A 12,952-nucleotide genomic window follows, 5' to 3' on the forward strand; every position below is an offset into this window, starting at 1 on the left:
CCTGCTTCTTGTGTTAGGCCTGCTCATGGCCGAGCCCGGCTATGCCCAGCAGAAGCGCGCGGCCGGCAAGGCGGGCACCGAAAAACCGCGCAAGCTTACGCGCCGCGAAAAAAAGGAAATGCAGCGCCAGGCAGCCCTCGAAGCGGCCAAAGCCCAGCAGCAAAGCCAGCTTACCGAGAAAGACCGCGAAATGAGCGCGGCCTACTTCGTGGACGGCGTGAAGTACATGCTGCTGGAGGATTACCCCAAGGCCCAGGAGCGGCTGCTGAAGGCGTACCAGATCGACCCGAACAACGCGGCCATCAACTACAAGATTGCCGAAAACAACCTGCTGATCGGCAACCTTAAGGACGCCGCCAACTTTGCACAGGCCGCTTTGCGCCTCGACGCGAAGAACCCGTACTACTACCTGATTCTGGCCCAGATTTACGCTACCCAGAAGCAGTACGACCAGGCCGCGCAGGTATACACGCGCCTGATTCAGGACGTGCCGGAGTCGAAGTCCTACCTGTTCAACCTGGCCGACTTGTATTTGGCGCAGGGCAAGCTCAACGAGGCGTTAACCACCTTCGATCAGGCCGAAAAGGAGTTTGGTACGCTCGACGAGGTGTCGTTTAAAAAGCAGCAGATCTACCTCAAGCAAAACAATCTCGACAAGGCCCTGAAAGAAGGCGAAGCCCTGATTTCGGCCAACCCCGAGGACATCCGCTACGTGCTGGCGCAAGCCGAAATGTACGCGGCCAACAACCGCCTGCCCGATGCTATTCGGGTAGCCAACCAGGCCCTGCGCAAGGACCCCGACAACCCGCAGGCGCACATGATTCTGGCCGATGCGTACCGCCAGCAGGGCAACCAGGCCGAATCGGAAAAGCAGATCAAGCAGGCCTTCCAGAGCCCGGCCCTAGGTATCGATCAGAAGGTACGCATCCTGGTCGACTACCTGAAGCAGCTGCCGAACCCGGCCGTGCAACAAACCGCGCTGGAGCTGGCCGACATCACTACGCGCGTACACCCCAAAGAGGCCAAAGCCTACTCGGTGGCCGGCGATGTGCAATTGCTGTCGGAGAAAAAAGCCCTGGCGCGCGACAACTACCTGCGGGCCCTGCGCCTCGATAACTCGCACTTCAAAATCTGGCAGCAGGTGGTGCTGATTGATGCCGAGCTAACGCAAACCGACTCGTTGCTGCGGCACACCAACCAAGCGCTGGAGCTGTTCCCGAACCAGGCGGTGTTCTGGTTTTACAACGGCGTGGGGCACATGTTTGCCAAGCAGCCGCAAAAGGCCGTAAAGGCGCTGGAGCAGGGCAAAAAACTAACGACAGACAACCCCGAGCTGGCTGCGCAGTTTGATACGCAGCTGGGCGACGCTTACCACGAGCTGAAGGAGTACGACAAGTCGGATGCAGCCTACGAGGCAGCGCTTACCTTCGATGCCAACAACGCGCAGGCCCTGAACAACTACAGCTACTTCCTGTCGTTGCGCGGCAAGGACTTACCTAGGGCCAAAGAGCTTGCGGGCAAGCTGGTTAAGCTTTTCCCCGAAAACGACACTTACCTCGACACCTACGCGTGGGTGTTGTACAAATCCAAAGACTACGCCGGCGCGCGCCAATACCTCGAAAAAGCCATCAAAACCTCGAAAGATGGCACTGTATTGGAGCACTACGGCGATGTGCTGTATCAACTAGGCGATACGGCGGCGGCCGTGGAGCGGTGGCAGCAGGCTAAAAAGGCCGGTGGCACCTCCGCCCTCATCGACCGCAAGATCAAAGACCGAAAACTGTATGAATAGAAGCTGGCCGCTACTGCTGGCCTTGGCCGGAAGCCTTGCCCTGGGTGCTTGTCAGCGCCGCGCCGTTCCTACCAAATCTACCGCCGCTACGCGGCCGCAGGCACCCGAAGTGCGTGCCCGCAACCTCGAGTTCACGTACCTGGCGGCCAAAGGCAAAGCGCAGATCAACGCCAACGGCGAGCAATACACGGCCAACCTGAACGTGCGCATGCGCAAGGACAGCGTTATCTGGGTATCGGCTTCGTGGCTGGGTATTGAGGGCGTTCGTGCCCGCATCACCCCCGATTCGGTGCAGGTAATGAACAAGCTGGAAAAGACGTATTACGCCGGCAACTTCGACTACCTGAGCCGCCAGTTTAACGTGCCCGTAACGTTTGCGCAGCTGCAGGCCCTGCTTGCCGGCGATTATTTGCCCGCCGCCATCCAAACCCCGCTCACGGCTACCGAAGAGGGCCCCGTGCAAAAGGTAAGCTACCAGCAAGCCGGCTTGCTGGTGGAGCAGCTGATTGAGCTAAACCGCGCCCGGCTGCAAAAGCTTACCGTGCAGGATAGCGGCACCCAAAGCTCTTTGGATGTAACTTACGCCGACTTTCAGCCGCTCGAGCCGGGTGGCCAGCTGTTTGCGCGTGGCGTTATGCTGCAGGCGCAGCAGCCGGGGCGCTCGGCCGCCACCGTGATGATTAATTACCGCAACGTGGACCTCGACAAAGAACGGCTTTCCTTCCCCTTCTCCGTACCGGCCGAGTATGGGCGTAAAAATCGTAAGTAGCCGTTGGCAAGCCTGGCTGCTGGGCGGAGCACTGCTGCTTGCGCTAACCACAGCCCCGGCTCAGCAACGCCGATCGGCGCGCCGCGAGCCGCCCAAAACCAAGGCCCAGCTGGAGCGCGAGCGGCGCAATAACCTGCGCCGCATACAGGAAGCAAGCCGCATTCTGGAGCAAACCAAGCAACAAAAGCAAAGCACCCTAGGTCAGCTGAACGCCCTGAAGGAAAAGATTACCGTGCAGCAGCAGGTAATCAAATCCACTTCCTCGGAGCTGCGTTACATTGATACCGGCGTAAAGCAAACCACCACCAACGTACAGCTTACCAAGGCCGAGCTCGACCGCCTGAAAGCCGAGTACGCCCAGCTGATTTACGCGTCGGCCAAAACGGCCAACTCGTACAACCGGCTTATGTTTCTGTTCGCCGCCGACTCGTTCAACGAGTTTATGCGGCGTTTGCACTACGTACGGCAGTATGCGGAGGCCCGCCGGCAGCAGGTAAGCGGCATTTTGCGCACCCAGCAAGAGCTAAGCCAGCAGCTAACCAGCCTTACCGAAAAGCGCCAGCTAAAAAGCTCGCTGCTGACCACGCAGCTCAGCGAACGGCGCAGCCTGCAAACCATGCGCGTGCAGCAAGACCAGGTAGTGCAGCAGCTAAGCCAAAAAGAGCAACAACTGCAGAAAGAGCTGGCGCAGCGGCAACAAGCTGTTCGCAAGCTCGATAACCTGATTGCCCAGCGCGTACGCGAGGAAATTGCCCGCGCCGCACGGGCTGCCGCTGCCCGAGCCGCCGCCAAAGCCGCCGCCGCCAAAGCCGCTGCCGAACGCGCCGAGCGAACCGACGCCACCGCCGCCGAACGCACCACGGCCCGCCGCGAAGCCGCCGAAGCCGCCGAGGCTGCCGATGCCGCGGCCAATACCTCTACCAGCCGCGTTACGCTCACGCCCGAAACGGCGGAGCTGTCGTCGTCGTTTGCCGAAAACCGCGGGCGCCTGCTGTGGCCGGTGGCCCGGGGCTTTATCTCGCAGCCGTTTGGGCGGCACCCGCACCCCGTGCTGAAAAACGTAACGGTAGATAACCGGGGCGTTGACATCCAGACCGGCGCGGGCGAGTCGGTGCGGGCCATTTTCGACGGCAAAGTGCTGACCGTAGCCAACATTGCCGGCATGAACAACGTGGTAATGGTGCAGCACGGCGAGTACTTCACGGTGTACGCCAAGCTGCGCTCGGTTAACGTTTCCGAAGGCCAGCAGGTAAAGATGCGTCAGCCGATAGGCACGGTTTCGACCAACGCCGACGGCACCACCGAACTGCAGTTTCAGGTTTGGAAGAACAGCACCAACCTGAACCCCGAGCAGTGGCTGGGTCGCAAATAGTGTTGCTACACCAAAGCCGACAATTTGCCGCTGCCCGGAAATAAAAAAACACCGTACAGCGTACGGTGCCTTTCTGAGCTATGAAAACAAACTTAGCTATCAGTTAATCCCTCCTTGGCAAGCCCGAAGGCTCGTCGCCAAAAGATTAATCCCCCGATAACAGCCGAAAGATACAGCACCTAGGGTATTCCTTGAGTACTATTTTCGGCGAATGGACTAAAATTCTTTTTAAACCACCAAAATTTCTTAGCCGGGGTACGCTACACCAAATTCAAGCGGCTCATCAGGTCCTGTTTGTAGGAGTTACCGATGGGTACCGACGAGGCGCGCCCCCCGTCTACCACCAGCGAATCGCCGTCGATGGTCACGATGCGGTCGAGGCGCACGATGTACTTGCGGTGCACGCGCACGAAGTCGCGCGAGGACAGGCGCGTGAGCATGTCCTTCATGGTGGTGTACACGGTGTAGCGTTCGTTGCCTACGTAAATATTTACATAATCACCTAGGGCCTCCACGTACGAAATATCCGTGGCGCACACGCGCACAAGTTTGTGGTCTTGCTTCACAAACAACTCCGTGCGGCCGTTGGAGTACAGCGAAGCGGCCGTATCGTTGGCCATGCGCAGCAAGCCCTCCAGCTTAGCGCGCTCCTGCTCCAGTTGCAAGCGGGCCCGGCGAAGCTCCAAGTGCGAAACCACCTCGCGGGCCAGCGTTTTCAGCGCGTCGCGTTGCTCATCCGTGAGGTGCCGCGGCTGGGTATCGATGGCGCACAGGGCACCTAGGGGCTGCCCCGTGGGTGCAACCAGCGGAGCACCGGCGTAAAAGCGAATATTTGGGTCGCTGGTTACCAGCGGATTGTTGCGGAACAGTGGGTCGTCGGCGGCATTCTCTACCTCGTATACCCCATCCGACACCATGGCGTACTGGCAAAAGGAGTACGCACGGGGCGTTTCGCTCACGCCCAGGCCGAAGCTCGACTTAAACCACTGCCGGTCGCTATCGATCAACGACACCAGCGAAATCGGCGTGCCGCATATGTAAGCCGCAAGGCGCGTCAAGGCATCAAAGTCTTCTTCGGGCGAGGTATCCAGAATTCGGTACGCCCGCAACGCCTCAAGACGGTCTTCTTCACCGAACATGTTTGCCACTCCGGGGATAATCATGGGCGGGGAAAGGGTTTGAACATTCATGGCTGGGGTCGGATAAGCGGCGGCAGTGTCTTCGCCCTATGGGCAGAATAAGCCCACTAAGTACCTACGAACAAATGCAATTTGGCGGTTTCCCTCGCCAAACATTTCTTTTCACTCGCTGAACCTCGCCTCTGCCCGGGCAAAAATGCAAAGCAACATACGTTCTGCTGCTCATTCTTCATTTCGGAATGTGGTACGCAAGAATCGGGTTTGGAAATTATAGGGTACCTTTACAATCCGTTTGGCAGGCCTGGCCGTAAGCCTAACTATCATTCACTTTCCACTCCGGAAACCATGCTAGCTTCTCTTTTTCTGTTTGTCGGTGGCCTCGGCACTACCGAGGTTCTGCTGATAGTTGTTGCGTTAGTTCTGTTGTTTGGGGCTAAGCGCATTCCGGAATTGTTCCGGGGTATGGGTCAGGGCATTCGCGAGTTCAAGGATGCTTCGAAGGAGCAAAAGCCCGAATACCGCGACACCAACCCGACGAGCCCGCGAGACCCGCAGCAGCCGAGCCGCTAATCTGTTACCGCGATGAGCACCTCTGTGTTTCTTTTCCTGCCCGATGTTGGCGGCGGCGAAATGCTGGTCATTCTGCTTTTCATCCTGATCTTCTTCGGCGCCAACAAAATTCCGGAGCTGGCGCGTGGCCTGGGCAAGGGCATCCGCGAGTTCAAGGACGCCTCGCGCGAGATTCGCAGCGAAATTGAAAACGCCGGCACCCAGCCCGCCGGCTACCAGCAGCCTACGCCCCAGCCGCAACCATACCAGCAGGCGCCGCCTGCCCCGGTAGCCTACCAGTCGTCGGGCCTCGATCAGCCGCAAGGCGGCCCCGTTCCGGCGCCGGAGCAACCCACCGTAACCCCGGCCGGTTTGCCCCACCCCCCCTCCGATCAGCATCCTACCACTTGATCTAAGCCAAGCTCCCTTGAGACGCTTTAACTCCCTAACGGAAGTTCGTAACGAGCTGGCGGCCGGTAACATCACCTGCCGCCAGCTCGTGGAGTATTATCTGGATAACATCGGCCGCAAAGCCCACCTCAACGCTTTTCTGGAAGTGTGGGCCGACGAAGCCCGCGCCCAGGCCGACGCCGTTGACGCCAAACTAGCGGCCGGCACGGCCGGCAAGCTGGCCGGCATGGTTATCGGCCTGAAAGACGTGCTGGCCTACCAGGGCCACACGCTGCAATCCAGCTCCCACATTCTCGATGGTTTCAAGTCGCTGTTTACCGGCACGGCCGTGCAGCGCCTGCTCGACGAAGACGCCATCCTCATCGGCCGCCAGAACTGCGACGAGTTTGCCATGGGCGCTTCCAACGAAACCTCGTACTTCGGGCCGGCCCGCAACGAACTCGACCCCGAGCGTGTGCCCGGCGGCTCGTCGGGGGGCTCGGCGGTAGCTGTGCAGGCCGATATGTGCCTGGCCTCTATCGGCTCCGACACGGGCGGCTCCGTGCGCCAACCGGCCGCTTTCTGTGGTGTGGTGGGCCTGAAGCCTACTTACTCGCGTATTTCGCGCTACGGGCTGATTGCCTACGCCTCGTCGTTCGACCAGGTCGGGCCCATCACGCGCTCCGTCGACGATGCCGCTTTGCTGCTGGAGGTAATGGCCGGCCCCGATGAGTTCGACTCGACCGTAAGCCAGCAGCCCGTGCCCAGCTACAGCCAACTGCTCGAGCCGCAGGCCCACTACCGCATCGGTTATATCCGCGACACGCTGGAGCGCCCGGGCCTGTCGCCCGACATTAAGCAAGCTACAGAGAACGTAATCGAGCAACTGCGCGGCCAAGGCCACGTGGTGGAAGCCGTCGACTTCCCGTACCTCGATTACATGGTGCCCACGTACTACATCCTCACCACGGCCGAAGCCAGCTCGAACCTAGGGCGCTACGACGGGGTAAAGTACGGCTACCGGGCTCCTGATGCTACCGACCTGGCCTCGCTGTACAAGAAATCGCGCAGCCAGGGTTTCGGCAAAGAAGTGCAGCGCCGCATCCTGCTGGGCACCTTTGTGCTGTCGGCCAACTACTACGACGCTTACTACACCAAAGCCCAGCGCGTGCGTCGCCTGATTAAGGAGCAAACCGACGAGCTGCTGCGCCAGTACGACTTCCTGATTTTGCCGACTTCGCCCACCACGGCGTTCCGCATCGGCGAAAACACGAAAGATCCGCTGGCAATGTATTTAGCTGATATATTTACTGTTCAGGCTTCGCTGGCTGGCGTGCCCGCTATTTCGCTGCCCATCGGCAACGACCAAGCCGGGCTGCCCATTGGCATGCAGGTGATGAGCGGCGCTTTCCGCGAAGCTGAGATGCTGGCCTTTGCCAAGCACCTGACCGAAAGTGTTGTTGCCTCTGCTGTAGCTCCGTAGTTGCATGAAAAGAACGTTCCGCGCCTCTGCCCTGCTGTTGTTGGCTGCTGCCTTTGCTCGCCCGGTTGCGGGCCAAACGCAGGTGCCACCCATAGCTCCGCCGGAGGCCGGAACGGATTTCGACTCGACGCAGGTACAGCTGGAGCTGGCGCCCGATTCGCTGGTGGCTGAGCCTGTGCTGAGCCCCGAAAAGCTGGCCTGGATGCAAACCCCGCCCGCCATGCGCGATTTGGTGGGCGACCGGCTCAGCTGCATCGACTCCGACATGCCGCTGGTGTTCAACAACGTGGTGATGTCGCACGTCACGTTCTTCACCCAGCGCAACCGCACCTACATGCAGCGGGTACTGGAGCGCGAGAACCTCTACTTCCCGCTTTTCGAGAAGTACCTGGCCAAGTACAACCTGCCGCAGGATTTGAAGTACCTGGCCGTGGTGGAATCGGCCCTGATCCCGACGGCCAAATCGCGCGTGGGCGCTACTGGCCTGTGGCAGTTTATGGGCCCTACCGCCGGTGATTTGCGCCTGCGCCGTGACGATTGGGTTGACGAGCGTATGGACCCCGAAAAGGCCACCGAAGCCGCTTGCAAACACCTGCGCTTCTTGTACGGCATGCTCCACGACTGGGAGTTGGTACTGGCTGCCTATAACTGGGGCCCGGGCAACGTACAGCGCGTAATGCGCCGTACCGGCAAGCGCAATTACTGGGACCTGCACCCGCACATGCCGCAGGAAACGCGCAACTACGTGCCTAGCTTCACGGCCATTTTGTACGCCATGAAGTACGCGCAGCAGCACAACCTGCACGCCCCCGACCTGCGCTACCAGTACGCGCAGCCCATGGATACGCTGCAAATCGGCGGCCGTGCCTTCGATGTAGCGCGCCTCGGCCAGGCCGCCGGCCTCGACTCGGTGGCCCTGCTGCGCATGAACCCTGAGCTGCGCAAAACCTACCTGCCCGAGGGCTACCGGCCCTACGCCGTTAAGTTTCCGGCTTCGGCCAGGCCGTTGCTGCAACAGGTCGACCGCGCCACGCTGTTTGGCTACTGCCTGCCGCAGGCAACCCTGCCGCAGCCCATTGCGGCCTTGCCACCCAGGCTGCAAGGTATTGAGCCATTCCCCTCGGCACTGGCTGCCAACAGCAACAACGCGCCAAAGAACACCAAGCGCGAAGTAGGCGCAGTTGCCGAGGCGCCGCGCACGCGCCGTAAGGTGCACACCGTGCGTAAAGGCCAAACCCTAGGTGAGCTGGCCGAATGGTACGGCGTAAGCACTGCTCAACTCCGGCGTTGGAACCACCTGCCCAAAGGCAAAGCCCTGCGCCCCAAACAGCAAATTGTGGTGTTTGTGCCCGCGCAAGAAACCAACACCACGGCCACGGCGGTGGCCGTTACGCGCAAGCCCACCGCACCTGCGGTTGCTGCCGCGCCCCGCACACCCAGCGAAATGGGCGTGAAAGTAACCAAGCGCCCGGTCGCCACCTCGGAGTCTTCCGAACCCGCTACGGCGGCAGTAGCCGAGCCGGCAAGTGCGCCCGTTGCAGCAGCTGCGCCTCGCACGCAACCGCCCCGTTCGGCGCGTGCAGTGGCGGCAGAAACTACGGCCGCTGAGCCCGAGGCCGTGGTTGCGCAGGCTCAGGCTCACATTGAAGCTGCCACCGAATACGTGGTGCGGAAAGGCGACTACCTGAACAAGGTGGCACGCGAGCGTGGCCTAACGGTAACGCAGCTGATGGAGTGGAACAACCTGCAATCGGCAGCGGTAGCGCCCGGCCAGAAGCTGCGCCTCACCCAACCCGCCGACAGCGAAACCACTGCGCCCGTAACCCCGGCCGCTAAAGCAGCTACAGTAGCCCACCTCCCTGCCAAGGCTACAAAGCAGCGCCAGCACCTAGGGGCCGCGCAGCAGCGGGTGCACATCGTGCAGCCCGGCGATACGCTGTTTAACATCTCGCGCCGCTACCAGGGCCTTACGGTGGAGCAGCTGCGCAAGCTCAACAACCTCAAATCCGACGAGGTGAAACCCGGCCAAAAGCTGATTGTGGCCAGCTAGACCAAACTTGCGGCATTCATTTACTTAATTTTGTCGCAACTTGCTTTCGGGCGCTGCCTTTAGCAGGCGGCGCCTTTTCGTTTTCGCTCAAACCGGTTTATGCTGAAAATAAATAAGGAAGACGCGCTTCACTACCACGAGCAAAACCCCGCGGGGAAGATCGAGGTGGTACCTACCAAGCCCGTCAGCACGCAGCTCGACTTAGCCCTGGCTTACTCGCCGGGCGTAGCCGAGCCCTGCAAAGAAATTGCTGCTAACCCCGACGACGTTTACAAGTACACCGCCAAAGGCAACCTCGTGGCCGTTATCAGCAACGGCACGGCGGTGCTGGGCCTGGGCAACATTGGCGCGGCGGCCTCCAAACCCGTGATGGAGGGCAAGGGCGTACTATTCAAGAAGTTTGCCGGCATCGACTGCTTCGACATTGAGATTGACGCCACCGACCCCGACGAGTTTATTCGCATCGTGAAGGCCCTGGAGCCTACGTTCGGCGGCATCAACCTCGAGGACATTAAGGCGCCGGAGTGCTTCCGCATCGAAACGGAGCTGCGCCAGCTGATGAACATTCCGCTGATGCACGACGACCAGCACGGCACGGCCATTATTTCGGCGGCGGCGCTGCTGAGCGGCCTGGAGCTGGTGGGCAAAAAAATCGGCGAAATTAAGGTAGTGGTGAGCGGTGCCGGCGCGGCGGCCATCAGCTGCCTGCGCCTGTACCTGGAGCTGGGCCTGAAGCGCGAAAACGTGGTGGTGTTCGACAAGGACGGCGTCATTAACCCGCAGCGCACCAACCTGGCCGAGCTGCAGATGCAGTTTGCCACCGAGCGCCCCATCAGCACCCTGGCTGAGGCCATGGAAGGCGCTGACTTCTTCCTGGGTCTGTCGGCGGCCAACGTGCTGGCCCCGGAGCTGCTGCTGAAGATGGCGAAAGACCCGATTGTGTTTGCGCTGGCCAACCCCGACCCGGAAATTGCCTACGAGGTAGCCATGGCCACCCGCGAGGACATTATTATGGCTACGGGCCGCTCCGACCACCCCAACCAGGTAAACAACGTACTCGGCTTCCCCTACATTTTCCGCGGGGCCCTCGACGTACGCGCTACCGAAATCAACGAGGCCATGAAGCTGGCCGCCGTGCGCGCCCTCACGGAGCTGGCCAAGGAGCCGGTGCCCGAGATGGTGAACAAGGCCTACGGCGACAACACCCTCAGCTTTGGCCGCACGTACCTGATTCCGAAGCCGCTCGACCCGCGCCTGATTACTACCATTTCGCCGGCCGTGGCTAAGGCGGCTATGGAAAGCGGCGTGGCCCGGCGCATCATCACCGACTGGCACGGCTACGAGGACGAGCTTCGCTCGCGCCTGGGCGTCAACCAGAAGCTGATGAACCGCATTACCTCGCGGGCCCGCGCCACGCCCAAACGCGTGGTGTACCCCGAGGCCGACAACTACAAAATTCTGAAGGCGGCCCAAATCGTGCACGACGAGGGCATTGCCACGCCGATTTTGCTGGGCAACCGCGCCAAAATCGAGCAGATTGCCCGCGAAAACTCGCTCGACCTCGAGGGTTGCGAAATCATCGACATCCTGGAAGACGAGGCCAAGCGCCACGAGTACGCCGAAATCCTGTTCCGGAAGCGCCAGCGCAAAGGCATGACGCTGTACGAAGGCAAGCGTCTGTTGCGCGAGCGGAACTACTACGGCGCCCTGATGCTCGACAACGGCGAGGCCGATGCCTATATCACCGGCCTCACCAAGGACTACGGCAAGAGCATTTTGCCCGCGCTGCAGATCATCGGCGTGGAAGACGGCGTGCAGCGCGCGGCGGGCATGTACATCATTCTGCACAAAAAAGGCCCGTTCTTCTTCTCCGATACTACCGTCAACATCGACCCTACGGCCGAGGAGCTGGTGGATATTATCGGCCTGACGGCCCGGGCGGTGCGCTTTTTCGACACGGAGCCGCGCATTGCCGTGCTCAGCTACACCAACTTTGGCTCGAACGTAGGCCCGCTGCCCGACAAAATGCGCCGCGCCACCGAAATGGCCAAGCGCCGCTTCCTCGATTTGATTCTGGACGGCGAGATGCAGGCCAACACGGCCCTGAACCCGCAGCTGCTGCGCGAGCATTACCCGTTTTCGGAGCTGGCCGAAAAAGGCGCCAACACGCTCATTTTCCCCGGCCTTACCTCGGGCAACATCGCCTACAAAGTGCTGCAGGAGATTGGCGGCGCCGAGGTAATTGGCCCGGTGCTGATGGGCATGCGCAAGCCGGTGCACATTCTGCAGCTCGGCGCCTCGGTGCGCGACATCGTGAACATGACAGCCATTGCCGTGGTGGACGCGCAGACGTACAATCACCCGCTGTAGGACTGGCTCTAGCGCCACCAAAGAACTTCCTAGGTCGTGTGGACACATAAGCTACAGGGGCGTCATGCTGAGCGAAGTCGAAGCATCTCTACCGCTGACGGCCGGTAGTAACTTCTATCTGACGAAGCGGGAGAGATGCTTCGACAAGCTCAGCATGACGGGCTGCGGTATACTTTGCTTTTAGTGTCCACACAGCCCTAGGTCGCCCAGAGCCTCACCGGCTCTGGGCGTTTTTTTTATGCCGCCCCCCCCAGGGCATCGGCAACCCTGCCCCTAGGTGCCGGCGCCTCCGGCACCGCGCGGCACCTAGGCGAATTGTTTGGCCGGTTTTACTGTTGACCTGAGACCCGAACGCCGCCGCGCGGCCGCGTTCGGAATGTCGGCTTAACTTAGCCCGAGTTACCTGTCATCACACCGCTGCCTACATGATTGCCTACCTCGACGGTAAGATTGTCTACAAAGACCCTACGCAAGTCATCATCGACGTTCAGGGCGTCGGATACGAAGTAAAGATTTCGCTGGCTACCTATTCCAAGCTGCCGGCCGAGGGCGAGAAAATCAACCTCTTCACCTACCACCACATCAAGGAAGACGCGCAGGCGCTCTACGGTTTCCTCGATCCGAACGAGAAAGCGCTGTTCATGCACCTGATTTCGGTGTCGGGCATTGGGCCGGGCACGGGCATCGTGATTGTGTCGTCGATGTCGGTGGGCGAAATCCGCCAGGCCATTATTCAGGAAGACGTGCGCTCGATTCAGGCCATCAAGGGCGTGGGGCCAAAAACGGCGCAGCGCATCGTGCTCGATTTGCGGGACCGGCTCCGCAAAGACGAACTATTGGCCAAAGCCGGCGTAGAAACCGTGCCTTTGGCGAAGCAACACAATACCAACCGCTCCGAAGCGTTAGCCGCACTGGTTACCCTGGGCTTTGCGCGGGCGGCTGCCGAGAAAACGCTCGACCAGATTCAGCAACGACACGGCAACGACCTGAGCGTGGAGGATTTAATTAAATTTGCTCTTAAGTCGAATTAGTTTTCCC

Annotated in this window: 10 protein-coding genes; 9 read left to right on the forward strand and 1 reads right to left on the reverse strand. The window is 60.4% G+C overall.

Going from position 1 to position 12,952, the window contains the following annotated elements; genetic code table 11:
- Nucleotides 1–10 precede the first annotated feature (10 nt).
- Genes OIS50_RS12070 through OIS50_RS12080 form a run of 3 tightly spaced genes read left to right on the forward strand, consistent with a single transcriptional unit; the run spans nucleotide 11 to nucleotide 3,933 of the window.
- The gene (locus OIS50_RS12070; protein ID WP_264690893.1) at nucleotides 11–1,792 is read left to right on the forward strand and encodes a tetratricopeptide repeat protein; all 1,782 of its coding nucleotides are present in this window, start codon (nucleotides 11–13) and stop codon (nucleotides 1,790–1,792) included.
- Complete coding sequence (gene lolB1, locus OIS50_RS12075; RefSeq protein WP_264690894.1) at nucleotides 1,785–2,561, forward strand: lipoprotein insertase outer membrane protein LolB1; 777 nt, start codon at nucleotides 1,785–1,787, stop codon at nucleotides 2,559–2,561. Before OIS50_RS12070 ends, lolB1 begins: the two co-directional genes overlap by 8 nt.
- Entirely contained in the window at nucleotides 2,539–3,933 is a 1,395-nt protein-coding gene (locus tag OIS50_RS12080; protein ID WP_264690895.1) for a murein hydrolase activator EnvC family protein, read from the forward strand. The genes lolB1 and OIS50_RS12080 overlap by 23 nt, the downstream gene beginning before the upstream one ends.
- A 260-nt stretch (nucleotides 3,934–4,193) precedes the next feature.
- Here the strand turns inward: OIS50_RS12080 and OIS50_RS12085 are convergent, their stop codons facing one another.
- Nucleotides 4,194–5,096, reverse strand: coding sequence for a GAF domain-containing DNA-binding protein (locus tag OIS50_RS12085; protein WP_264690896.1), 903 nt, complete (start codon nucleotides 5,094–5,096; stop codon nucleotides 4,194–4,196).
- A gap of 321 nt (nucleotides 5,097–5,417) precedes the next feature.
- Between OIS50_RS12085 and OIS50_RS12090 the strand changes: the two genes are divergently transcribed.
- From OIS50_RS12090 to ruvA, 6 genes are all read left to right on the forward strand, one after another.
- Complete coding sequence (locus tag OIS50_RS12090; RefSeq protein ID WP_264690897.1) at nucleotides 5,418–5,642, forward strand: twin-arginine translocase TatA/TatE family subunit; 225 nt, start codon at nucleotides 5,418–5,420, stop codon at nucleotides 5,640–5,642.
- A gap of 12 nt (nucleotides 5,643–5,654) precedes the next feature.
- Nucleotides 5,655–6,032, forward strand: a complete 378-nt coding sequence (tatA, locus tag OIS50_RS20540; protein ID WP_319805291.1) for a twin-arginine translocase TatA/TatE family subunit — start codon at nucleotides 5,655–5,657, stop codon at nucleotides 6,030–6,032.
- A 16-nt stretch (nucleotides 6,033–6,048) separates the two neighbouring features.
- Nucleotides 6,049–7,494: an Asp-tRNA(Asn)/Glu-tRNA(Gln) amidotransferase subunit GatA gene (gatA, locus tag OIS50_RS12100; protein WP_264690898.1), complete on the forward strand. Its 1,446-nt coding sequence runs from the start codon at nucleotides 6,049–6,051 to the stop codon at nucleotides 7,492–7,494.
- Between the two features lie 4 nt (nucleotides 7,495–7,498).
- Nucleotides 7,499–9,544 carry a LysM peptidoglycan-binding domain-containing protein gene (locus OIS50_RS12105; RefSeq protein WP_264690899.1) on the forward strand — a complete coding sequence of 682 codons (2,046 nt, stop codon included), beginning with the start codon at nucleotides 7,499–7,501 and terminating at the stop codon, nucleotides 9,542–9,544.
- 99 nt (nucleotides 9,545–9,643) lie between these two features.
- A complete protein-coding gene (locus OIS50_RS12110) occupies nucleotides 9,644–11,914 on the forward strand; it encodes an NADP-dependent malic enzyme (RefSeq protein WP_264690900.1) in 2,271 nt (756 codons plus the stop codon).
- A 425-nt stretch (nucleotides 11,915–12,339) separates the two neighbouring features.
- The gene (gene ruvA, locus OIS50_RS12115) at nucleotides 12,340–12,945 is read left to right on the forward strand and encodes a Holliday junction branch migration protein RuvA (RefSeq protein WP_264690901.1); all 606 of its coding nucleotides are present in this window, start codon (nucleotides 12,340–12,342) and stop codon (nucleotides 12,943–12,945) included.
- The last annotated feature ends 7 nt before the right edge of the window (nucleotides 12,946–12,952 follow it).

The organism is Hymenobacter sp. YIM 151858-1 (assembly GCF_025979705.1).
Classification (GTDB): Bacteria; Bacteroidota; Bacteroidia; order Cytophagales; family Hymenobacteraceae; genus Solirubrum.

Excerpts from the sequence above, each read along its gene's own strand:
- OIS50_RS12105 (WP_264690899.1), top strand. The coding sequence starts at position 7,499 with ATGAAAAGAACGTTCCGCGCCTCTGCCCTGCTGTTGTTGGCTGCTGCC.
- ruvA (WP_264690901.1), top strand. The coding sequence starts at position 12,340 with ATGATTGCCTACCTCGACGGTAAGATTGTCTACAAAGACCCTACGCAA.
- OIS50_RS12090 (WP_264690897.1), top strand. The coding sequence starts at position 5,418 with ATGCTAGCTTCTCTTTTTCTGTTTGTCGGTGGCCTCGGCACTACCGAG.
- lolB1 (WP_264690894.1), top strand. The coding sequence starts at position 1,785 with ATGAATAGAAGCTGGCCGCTACTGCTGGCCTTGGCCGGAAGCCTTGCC.
- OIS50_RS12110 (WP_264690900.1), top strand. The coding sequence starts at position 9,644 with ATGCTGAAAATAAATAAGGAAGACGCGCTTCACTACCACGAGCAAAAC.
- OIS50_RS12085 (WP_264690896.1), bottom strand. The coding sequence starts at position 5,096 with ATGATTATCCCCGGAGTGGCAAACATGTTCGGTGAAGAAGACCGTCTT.
- tatA (WP_319805291.1), top strand. The coding sequence starts at position 5,655 with ATGAGCACCTCTGTGTTTCTTTTCCTGCCCGATGTTGGCGGCGGCGAA.
- OIS50_RS12080 (WP_264690895.1), top strand. The coding sequence starts at position 2,539 with ATGGGCGTAAAAATCGTAAGTAGCCGTTGGCAAGCCTGGCTGCTGGGC.